Raw genomic sequence first — 8,712 nt, forward strand, 5'->3', positions numbered from 1 at the left:
GGCTGCATCCTCCAGGCCAGTCTGGCCCGCACATGTGCCGGATCCCACGGGCTGGAGGTGACGAAGTGGGCCAACGCCTGCCGGTTGCCGTCGTCACCCAGTCGGGCGGCCATCGGCTCGACCGACTTACGCCCGCCGTCCATCAGCAGACCACGCAGATAGACCGACCCCCACCGACGCTGATCCGCCCGCCCGAACGACTCGAACACCTCCGCCGCGAAGTCCTCCAGATCACACCGGACCGCAGCCAACTCCTCAGCCATCACGCCCAATCAACGACACAGGCCATCAGCCAGACACGCCACCCGCGAACCAACCTGACCAAGCACTACTAGCCGCATTGCCGCAGTCCGGACAACGGCCAGGAGGAGCAGTACGGCCCGCGACGTGTACCCGCTCGACCCCCAGCTCGATCCCCGGAAACAGGACGTCCGGCAGCTCACGCAACTGGTGGAGCCGACGTGAGCCGACCGGTGCACTGATGTCCGGGCGGGGACTCATGGGACATGGCCCGGCACCGGGCTCAGGTTCCGGGGAGGATACGGCGCGTTTCGTAGGCCCACATCGCGATCTCGACCCGGTTGCGGGCGCCGAGTTTGGCCATCAGGCTGGCCAGATGCGTCTTCACCGTGCTGAGGCTGATGTGCAGTGCATCGGCGATCTCGGTGTTGGTCAGCCCGCGAGCGACGGCGAGGAGCACCTGCTCCTCGCGGGCGGTGACGGGGGAGACCGGCTGGGCCACGGGCCGGCCGGCGGGCAGGTCCGCGAATGCCTGGAGCAGACGGACGGTGACGCTGGGCGCAATGAGCGCCTCACCGCCGGACGCCGATCGTACGGCCTGGGCCAGAAGGTCCGGTCCCGTGTCCTTGAGGAGGAATCCGCGGGCGCCGGCACGCAGCGCGCCGTAGACGTACTCGTCGAGGTCGAACGTGGTGATGACGACCACGGCCAGCGGGTCGGCGACGCCCGGGCCGGCGACCAGCCGGGTGGCCTCGAGCCCGTCGAGTACGGGCATGCGGATGTCGAACAGACAGACGTCGGGGCGCAGTTCGCGGGCCAGACGTACCGCCTCCCGTCCGTCGGCGGCCTCGCCGACCACCTCGATGCCGGGCTGGGCGTTCAGCATGATCCGCAACCCGGTGCGGATGATCGTCTGGTCGTCAGCGACGAGGACGCGAATGGACACCGCTCTCGTTCCTCGCTCTCGGCATTTCGGCGTCGACGTGCCAGCCCCGGTCGGTACCCGGGCCGGCTCGTAGTGTGCCGCCGAGCAGCGTCGCGCGCTCGCGCAATCCGGTAAGTCCGTATCCGTCGCGACCCCGGCCGGTGCGCCGGCCGTCGTCGCGCACGCTCACCCGTACCGTGTGCCGTTCCGCGGCGACCCGGACGACGACCTCGGTCGCGTCGACCGCATGGCGCAGCGCGTTGGTCACCGACTCCTGCACGATCCGGTAGACGGCCGCGTCCACGGCCGGGGGCAGCGCGTCCAGTTCGCCGTCGAGCCCCAGGTCGACCCTGAGGCGACCACCCGGGGTGCGCACCAGGCGCTCCAGATCCGCGACACCGGCAGGGGGCGCCAGCTCGGCGCCGACCCCGCGGTCGCGCAGCGCGGCGACCATGGCGCGCATTTCCTCCAGCGTGCGCGCCCCTTCCTCCTCGACCCCCTCCAGCGCCTCGACGGCGGCGGACGGGTCGGTGTCCGCGAGCACCCGGCCCGCCTGGGCGATGATCACCATGGCCGACACGTGGTGGGCCACCGTGTCGTGCAGTTCCCGGGCGAGCTGCTCGCGCTCGCGGGAGCGCACCTGGTCCAACTGCCGCTCGCGAGCGGTCACCCGGAACCGCACGGCAGCCCCGACCACGCCGGGCAGCAGCAGGAAGACGAGGCCCACGACCTTTTCGACGACCGGGGTCTCGTCCGTGACGACACACAGCGCGCCGACCGCGAGGATCACCGCGCCGCCCAGCACGATCTCGCGTCCCGATCCCCACCGGGGCAGCGCGTACACCAGCACGAGCACGACCGCGCCGGTGTACAGGCCGACGGGCTCGCGCGGTGCGGCGACGAGCGAGGCCACCGGAAGCAGGATCACCGAGCCGAACGCCAGCGTCACCATCGCCAGCGGGCGGGTCCGGCGCCACAAGGGCAGCAGGCACAGCCATACGGCGATCACCACCGCCACCGGCCGCCACACGACGTTCTCGCGCAGGGTGGCCTCCAGCACCACACCGCCCAGGCCCGCGGCGAGCAGTGCCCAGTCCCGCCACACCCGGGCGGGCGCGTCGGGCGGCCGGGGTTCGGTCCACAGGGTTCGCAGGTCGTCTCGTAGCACGGTTCTCAGCCTAGGGACCGCGGCGTGCCGCGCATCGGCCGAAAGGACGGGTCGTCACTCCGCCCCGGGGCCGACGGATCCGCGGCCCGCGGGCCGATGCCGCGGAGCGCCGTGGCGGCGAGCCTCGGCATCGGCGGCCGTACAAGGACGGCCGACGAGGTGGTTGGAGGACCCGATGCTCTCGAAAGCCCTGTTGCGCCTGGGCGCAAGCGCCGCCCGCCATCCCTGGCGGGTGATCGCGGCATGGCTGATCGCCGCCACGCTCGCCGTCCTCGCCGCGGTCGCCTTCGGCGGGCGGACCGCGGACTCGATGACCGCTCCGGGACTGGACTCCCAGCGGGCCGCGGAACTGATCGAGCGGGCCGGCACCGGCCAGGAGGGGATGACCGCCCAAGTGGTCGTCACCCCCCTCGACGGCGGTGCGACGTTCTTCGACGACGACGGCGCGCGCACCGCTCTCACGCGGCTGCAGACCGAGGTGAAGCGGCTGCCGCACGTGCTCGGCACGAGCGACCCGGCGGGGGCGCTCGACGCGGGCGGGGACACCGCCGTGCGCGGCGGCCTCGTTTCGGCCGACGGGCGCATCGCGGTCGTCCGGGTGCAGTACCCCGACCAGAGCCGACTGTCGGCCGAAGACCTCGACGCCCTCGTCGAACTCGGCGACCGGCTGCGCGCCGAGCTGCCCCTGCGCATCGAGATGGGCGGGAACCTCTTCTACGCCTTCTCCGACCCCGACGGCGGCGCGAGCGAGCTGATCGGCCTCCTCGCCGCGGCCGCGATCCTGTTCCTGGCGTTCGGTTCGCTCGTCGCCGCCGCACTGCCGATCGGCATGGCGGTCTTCGGGCTGACCATCGGAGTTGCCACGATGACGGTACTGGCGGGGGTGACGGACGTCCCGACCTTCGCCCCCGTCCTGGGCAGCATGGTCGGGCTCGGAGTGGGCATCGACTACGCGCTGTTCGTACTCGCCAGGCACCGGGAGTACCTCGCGCGCGGGCTCGATCCCCACGAGGCGGCGGGGCGAGCGGTGGCCACGGCGGGGAGGCCCGTGGTCTTCGCCGGCGTCGTCGTCGTCGTATCGATCCTCGGCCTGGCGGTCGCGAACGTGCCGTTCATGACGGTGGGCGGGCTCGCCGTCTCGATCGTCGTCCTGATCATGGTGCTCGCGTCGGTGACGCTGCTGCCGGCCTTCCTCGGCGCCGCCGGCCCACGACTGGCCCGGGCCGGCCGGATCGGCCGGGCTCTGCAGACCGGGAAGCTGGGCCGACTCGCACGGCGGCGGGACGGGGTGGCGGGCGCCGCTCCCGCCGCCGGTTGGCGGCGCTGGATCGGGCACGTCAGCCGGCACCCGGTGCTGTACGCGATCGGCGCGGCGGGGCTGCTGCTGACGGCGACGCTGCCCGTGCTCGGCCTGCGCGTCGGCCTGCCCGACGACGGCTCACTGCCCCCCAGCCGTACCGAGCGCCGGGCCTACGACCTCGTCGCCGAGGGGTTCGGCCCGGGCATCAACGGTCCCCTCGTCATCGCCGCGGACCCCACCGGTGATCCGGGAGTGCTGGACCGACTCGTCGGGGCGGTCGCGGCGGATCCGGGCATCGCATCCGTCGCGCCGACGCACATCGATCGGGCCACCGGCATCGCGACCCTCGTGGTGTTCCCGACCACCAGCCCTCAGGACAAGGCCACGGCCGACACCATCGCCCGGCTGCGCACCGACGTGCTGCCCACGGCGATCGGGCACGGCCCGGCCAGGGCCCACGTCGGCGGCGCCGCGGCGAGCCTGTCCGATGTGGGCCAACGCACCAGCCAACGCCTGCCGGTGTTCGTCGCCGCCGTGCTGGCGATGTCGTTCCTGCTGCTGATGCTGGTCTTCCGCTCGATACTCGTACCGCTCAAGGCGGTACTGCTGAATCTGCTGAGCATCGGCGCGGCCTACGGCATCATGGTCGCGGTCTTCCAGTGGGGCTGGGGAGGCGCACTCATCGGGCTGGAAGCGACGGTTCCGATCGTGTCGTTCATCCCGATGTTCCTCTTCGCGATCCTGTTCGGCCTGTCGATGGACTACGAGGTGTTCCTCCTCTCCCGCGTACGCGAGGAGTACCTGCGCACCGGCGACAACGGCACGGCGATCGTTGAGGGCGTCTCGCGCACCGCCCGGATCATCACCTCGGCCGCCCTCATCATGGTGGCGGTCTTCCTGTCCTTCGCCGTCGCCGAGGACCCCTCCAGCAAAATGTTCGGGCTCGGCCTGGCCACCGCGATCTTCATCGACGCCACGGTCGTACGCATGGTGCTGGTACCGGCGACCATGACACTCCTCGGCCGGACCAACTGGTGGCTGCCGAAGTGGCTGGACCGGATGCTTCCCCGCGGCCCGGTCGGCACCGACGACACCGACGCGGAATCCACGGGTGAGGCCCCGCGTCCCCGGCTGGTTGACCGTTGACTCAACTCCTGACCGCCCTTGGCGTCCGGCACCTCAGCGCGTCACCCAGGGGCATACCGAGTCGTGATCAGCGGTGGTCCTCGTGAGGTCCTTGATCCAGATCATCGAGGCGCGCGGGTGGAGACCGGCGAGGCAGTTGTCGGAGGTCTTGTCGTATCGGGTGGCGATGCCTCGCCATGCCTTGAGCTTGTTGATCAGGCGTTCGACGGCGTTCCGCTCCGTGTAGGGATCGGCGTCGTGGCTGACGGGTCGGCCACCTCTGGAGCCCTGGGAAGCAAGATCGCTAAGGCGGCAACACAGTGATATCCACATGCGCCTGATAGTGGATCATGCAACGAAGAGGGTGGATGCCGTGACGGTCGAGAAGGCACGCGGTGTGGCAGTTGGTCTCGCGCTGAACGGCATCGACGTGCTTCAACTGTCGGCCGCGCCGCTGGCCAGCAGCAGCTCCGCCAGGGCCGTCCGCTCATGGTGCACCGAGCGGCCCGTGCGGGTGGTGGTCAGCAGACCGGCGGCGCGCAAGGCCGAGGCATGGGCGGAGGCCGTAGCGGTGCTGACGCCGATGCGGCGCGCCAGCTCTGTGGTCGTGCGGGCTTCGTCCAAGCCGCGCAGCAGGGCGAGCCGCGTGCGTCCGAGGACGCCCGCGAGGCGCTCGTCCGGTGCGTGGTTCCCGTCCGGGAGGAGCGGCAGTGTTTGGCTTGCGGGGTAGGCGAAGGCCACAGGACGGCCTGGCAGGTCCTGGATGAGCGGGCCGCTCCGCCAGTGAAAGGTCGGCCGCCGGATCAGCCCGCGTCCGCCGAGCCGGACTTCCCGCACGCCCTGGGCGCCGCCCGGCAGGGGCCACTCCCAGACCGCGTCACGCAGCCGTGACCCCGGGGTCAGGCCGGCCAGGGCGGCGCCGAGGCCCTGTTCGGCGACGGTCAGGGCATGTCGGGTGAACTCCGCCCGGTGCAGGTGCTGGACCTGCGGCCACACCGGCGCGAGAACCGTCTCGTACGCCGCCCGCTGTGCCCGCTCAAGCGTCCGCCAGGCACCCGTGTCCCCACCATGCAGCGCGCGAATCCATGGCGGAGCCGGACGTCGCGCGTACACCTGCTCAATTCCGGCCTGCACGAAGTCGGTACGGGCCGCCCTGATCAGCGCGACCCCCTCGTCCATCGTGTCGCCCAGAACGTCGAGGAAAGCGGGAGCCACCCCGTCCGGCACGAGGTCCGCGAGCGGCTCGACCGCCCTGGGCAGGCTCCGCAGCAGCCTGCTCCGCCAGCGCCCGAACAACAGCGGCTCGTGCGGGACGCCCAGCATCATCAGAGCCGCGTGCATCTCGGGCACGGGCGAGGGCCAGGGCGCGAACCGCACCCGGACGAAATCGTCCGCCGTGAAATGGATCCGGATCATGCACGTCCCCCTGCCCCCGCGCCAGCTTTTCGGCCCCAGCCGAAAGCTTCGCTCCAACCCAGCACCCGCCCCCAGGATGCCGTCCATGATCCCGTCCTTCGCTCCCGGCCGGCGTTTTGTGGCCAAGAGCGCCCTCGCCGGCGCCACCGCCCTGCTGCTCGGCACCGCCCCGGCCTCCGCCGCCGTCCGCGGCGCGGCCCCGCTCCTGCGACTGCGCCTGCCGGCTCCCGGCGGGCCCTACCCCGTCGGAGCCAGCACCCTCCACCTCGTCGACCCCTCCCGCAACGACCCCTGGGACCCCCGGATCGGCGTACGCGAGCTCATGGTCACCGTCCTGCACCCGGCTGTCCCCGGCCACCGCTTCCCACGCCTCGCGCAGATGACCCCGGGCGCCGCCAAGTCCTTCGCCGACGTCGCCCACTGGATCCACGAGCCGCTGCCGCAGACGGGAGTCGACTGGGCGGCCACCCTCACCCACGCCCGGGCCGGTGCCCAACCCCTGCCCGGCCGGCGCCCCGTGCTGCTCTACAGCCCTGGCGGCGGCGACGCCCGCGTGATGGGCAGCTCCCTCGCGGTCGACCTTGCCTCACACGGCTGGACGGTCATCACCGTCGACCACCCCGGAGACGCGAGCGAGGTGGAGTTCCCCGACGAGCGGTCGGACCGCGGACGGGTCCGGAAATCCGTACTGACCGGCCCACCCGACGCGGCCACCTTCCGCACCATGATCAGCACCCGGGTCGCCGACCTCCGCTTCGTCCTCGACGCACTCGGCCTCGACCGGGTCGGCATGTACGGCCATTCGGCGGGCGGCACGGCGGTCGCACAGGCGCTCCACGAGGACCGGCGGATCGTCGCCGCCGTCAACCTGGAGGGGTATCTCGACCAGATGGACGGCGAACTCCTCCCGGTGGCCCAGCAGGCGACGGACCGGCCGATACTCCTGGCCGACACCGACGGCTTCCGCAACGCCCGCCTGGACCACTCCTGGGCGGCACTCCTCGCTCACGGCGGCCCGGTCGTCCGGCGGCAGCTCGACGACACCCACCACTGGGTCTTCACCGACTACGCGGCCCTCGTCCCCCAGCTCCAGGAGGCCGGTTTGACGACCGCCGCGGGGCGCGCCGCCATGATCGGCCGGGCCGACCCGCGCGTGACCGTGCCCGCCGTCCGCGACCTCCTACGGTCGTTCTTCGCCCGCCACCTGCCGAGGTGAGCAGGCGCTACACCTGCTGCGCTACACCTGCCCTCCTGGGTACCTCAGCCTGTGAACGGCTGCGGCCGTCGCTTGAAGTGAACAGAGCCAGTGCCTTCTCAGCCGTCACATCCGGGCGGAGCCGCGCCACACGCGAGACAGTGCTGGAGGTCCCACGCACGGTGCCGTCGGTGATCGCGTGCCGTCCCGGGCCGGGGCTTCCGGAAAGCTGACCAGGGTACGGGTGCAGCCCGTACCCGTACGGCATGGGCGTACTGCCCGGCCCCAACTTCGAAGGGCCGGGCCCGGGAAAGCGCGTGCGCCCGGTCCGCCGTGGCCCCGGCGGGTCCGCTGGCCGCGGACCGTTGATGGGCGGCGTTGTCTTGGAAGTTCAGTCCCTTCAGTCCCGTGCTACCAGTGGCCCCGACCGGCTCGCTCGCCGCCCAGAGGACCAGATGCGGCTGGGCGGCCGGATCGCGGGCCCGGTGGGCTGGCTGACCGGCCGGGGACTGCCCCAGCGCCAGCAGTGCGGTGACGTACGGTGCGGCAGCGAGTCGACCGCCCGTGGTGGACGCTGCGCCGAGCGAGCCGGTAGCCATGCTCGCCGCCCCTACGGCTGCTGCGTCCACCAGGCCCCGGCTGCGCCTGCGGCGGTAGTAATCAGACCGACCAGCCATGCGGGGATGCGCTGGACGGTGATGTGCATTCCCCCACAGCGCAGTTCGAACTGTGGATGCCTGTACCTGTCGTCCGTCTTGCGAGTCGTTGTCACTGTGTGCGTTCCTCTCTGGGCTCGGGGCGGCGTGGGTCGCGCACCTTCTGGCTCCTGTCGCGCGCGGTTGCGTGACGTGGGTAATGACAGAAGGAAACGAAACACCGTGCCGGCGGACGCTATGCCGTGGTGAGAGGTGTCCGTGACGTTACTGGCCATGGTGGGTGGTCGATCCGGGGTCGAGGGTGCGGGCAGGGCGGTACGGGAGGCGGTGTGCAGGTGGTAGCGCTGGAGGTACTCGCTTGGCACCGCCACAGTGCCCACTCGGCACGGGGCGGTCGAACTCGGCGACGCATCGGACGTGCCCCGAGGCTCAGGCGCCCCTCCGGACTATCGCGCTGATCACGTCATAGCCCTATGCCCCGCAGGTACACGCACCGCGCCGCCTACCTGGCGCAGGACGACGCCCTGGCGCTGACGTCCTCGCCGTCGGTGCTGACCCGCGCCCTGGTCGCCATGGACACCGCCGCCTTGGATACGGGTCAACGGAGATCGGGGAATCGCCGCCGAGATGGCCGCCGCCGTTTACGACCGGCTGCCGGCCGCGTATCGCAGCGGCCTGGTGCACGCC

6 protein-coding genes and 1 pseudogene are annotated in these 8,712 nt (G+C 71.8%); 2 read left to right on the forward strand and 5 right to left on the reverse strand.

Features of this window, described 5'->3' with window-relative positions; all coding sequences use genetic code 11:
* The 3 genes from ACFV7Q_RS37365 to ACFV7Q_RS37375 form a co-directional block, all read right to left on the reverse strand.
* Window positions 1-263, reverse strand: a 263-nt coding sequence (locus ACFV7Q_RS37365) for a transposase (RefSeq protein WP_385435405.1), incomplete at its 3' end; no start/stop codon positions are given.
* A 260-nt stretch (window positions 264-523) separates the two neighbouring features.
* Window positions 524-1,186, reverse strand: coding sequence for a response regulator transcription factor (locus ACFV7Q_RS37370; protein WP_030832911.1), 663 nt, complete (start codon window positions 1,184-1,186; stop codon window positions 524-526).
* A complete protein-coding gene (locus ACFV7Q_RS37375; RefSeq protein ID WP_385435406.1) occupies window positions 1,161-2,333 on the reverse strand; it encodes a sensor histidine kinase in 1,173 nt (390 codons plus the stop codon). The genes ACFV7Q_RS37370 and ACFV7Q_RS37375 overlap by 26 nt, the downstream gene beginning before the upstream one ends.
* Before the next feature lie 175 nt (window positions 2,334-2,508).
* On the opposite strand from ACFV7Q_RS37375, the gene ACFV7Q_RS37380 reads away from it, so the two are divergent.
* Window positions 2,509-4,779 (forward strand): MMPL family transporter, encoded by a 2,271-nt coding sequence (locus tag ACFV7Q_RS37380; protein WP_385435407.1) that lies wholly within the window; start codon window positions 2,509-2,511, stop codon window positions 4,777-4,779.
* A 33-nt stretch (window positions 4,780-4,812) separates the two neighbouring features.
* Here the strand turns inward: ACFV7Q_RS37380 and ACFV7Q_RS37385 are convergent.
* Window positions 4,813-5,049 (reverse strand): annotated as a pseudogene (locus tag ACFV7Q_RS37385) (hypothetical protein); the annotation flags it as partial.
* Between the two features lie 144 nt (window positions 5,050-5,193).
* Window positions 5,194-6,174 (reverse strand): helix-turn-helix domain-containing protein, encoded by a 981-nt coding sequence (locus tag ACFV7Q_RS37390; RefSeq protein WP_385435408.1) that lies wholly within the window; start codon window positions 6,172-6,174, stop codon window positions 5,194-5,196.
* A gap of 85 nt (window positions 6,175-6,259) precedes the next feature.
* On the opposite strand from ACFV7Q_RS37390, the gene ACFV7Q_RS37395 reads away from it, so the two are divergent.
* Complete coding sequence (locus ACFV7Q_RS37395; RefSeq protein WP_385435409.1) at window positions 6,260-7,390, forward strand: alpha/beta fold hydrolase; 1,131 nt, start codon at window positions 6,260-6,262, stop codon at window positions 7,388-7,390.
* Window positions 7,391-8,712 lie beyond the last annotated feature (1,322 nt).

Origin of the sequence: Streptomyces sp. NPDC059851 (assembly GCF_042732005.1) — a bacterium.
GTDB lineage: Bacteria > Actinomycetota > Actinomycetes > Streptomycetales > Streptomycetaceae > Streptomyces.

Bases quoted from the DNA above. Each gene is read 5' to 3' on its own strand.
- ACFV7Q_RS37395 (WP_385435409.1), top strand. From the start codon at position 6,260: ATGATCCCGTCCTTCGCTCCCGGCCGGCGTTTTGTGGCCAAGAGCGCC.
- ACFV7Q_RS37380 (WP_385435407.1), top strand. From the start codon at position 2,509: ATGCTCTCGAAAGCCCTGTTGCGCCTGGGCGCAAGCGCCGCCCGCCAT.
- ACFV7Q_RS37390 (WP_385435408.1), bottom strand. From the start codon at position 6,174: ATGATCCGGATCCATTTCACGGCGGACGATTTCGTCCGGGTGCGGTTC.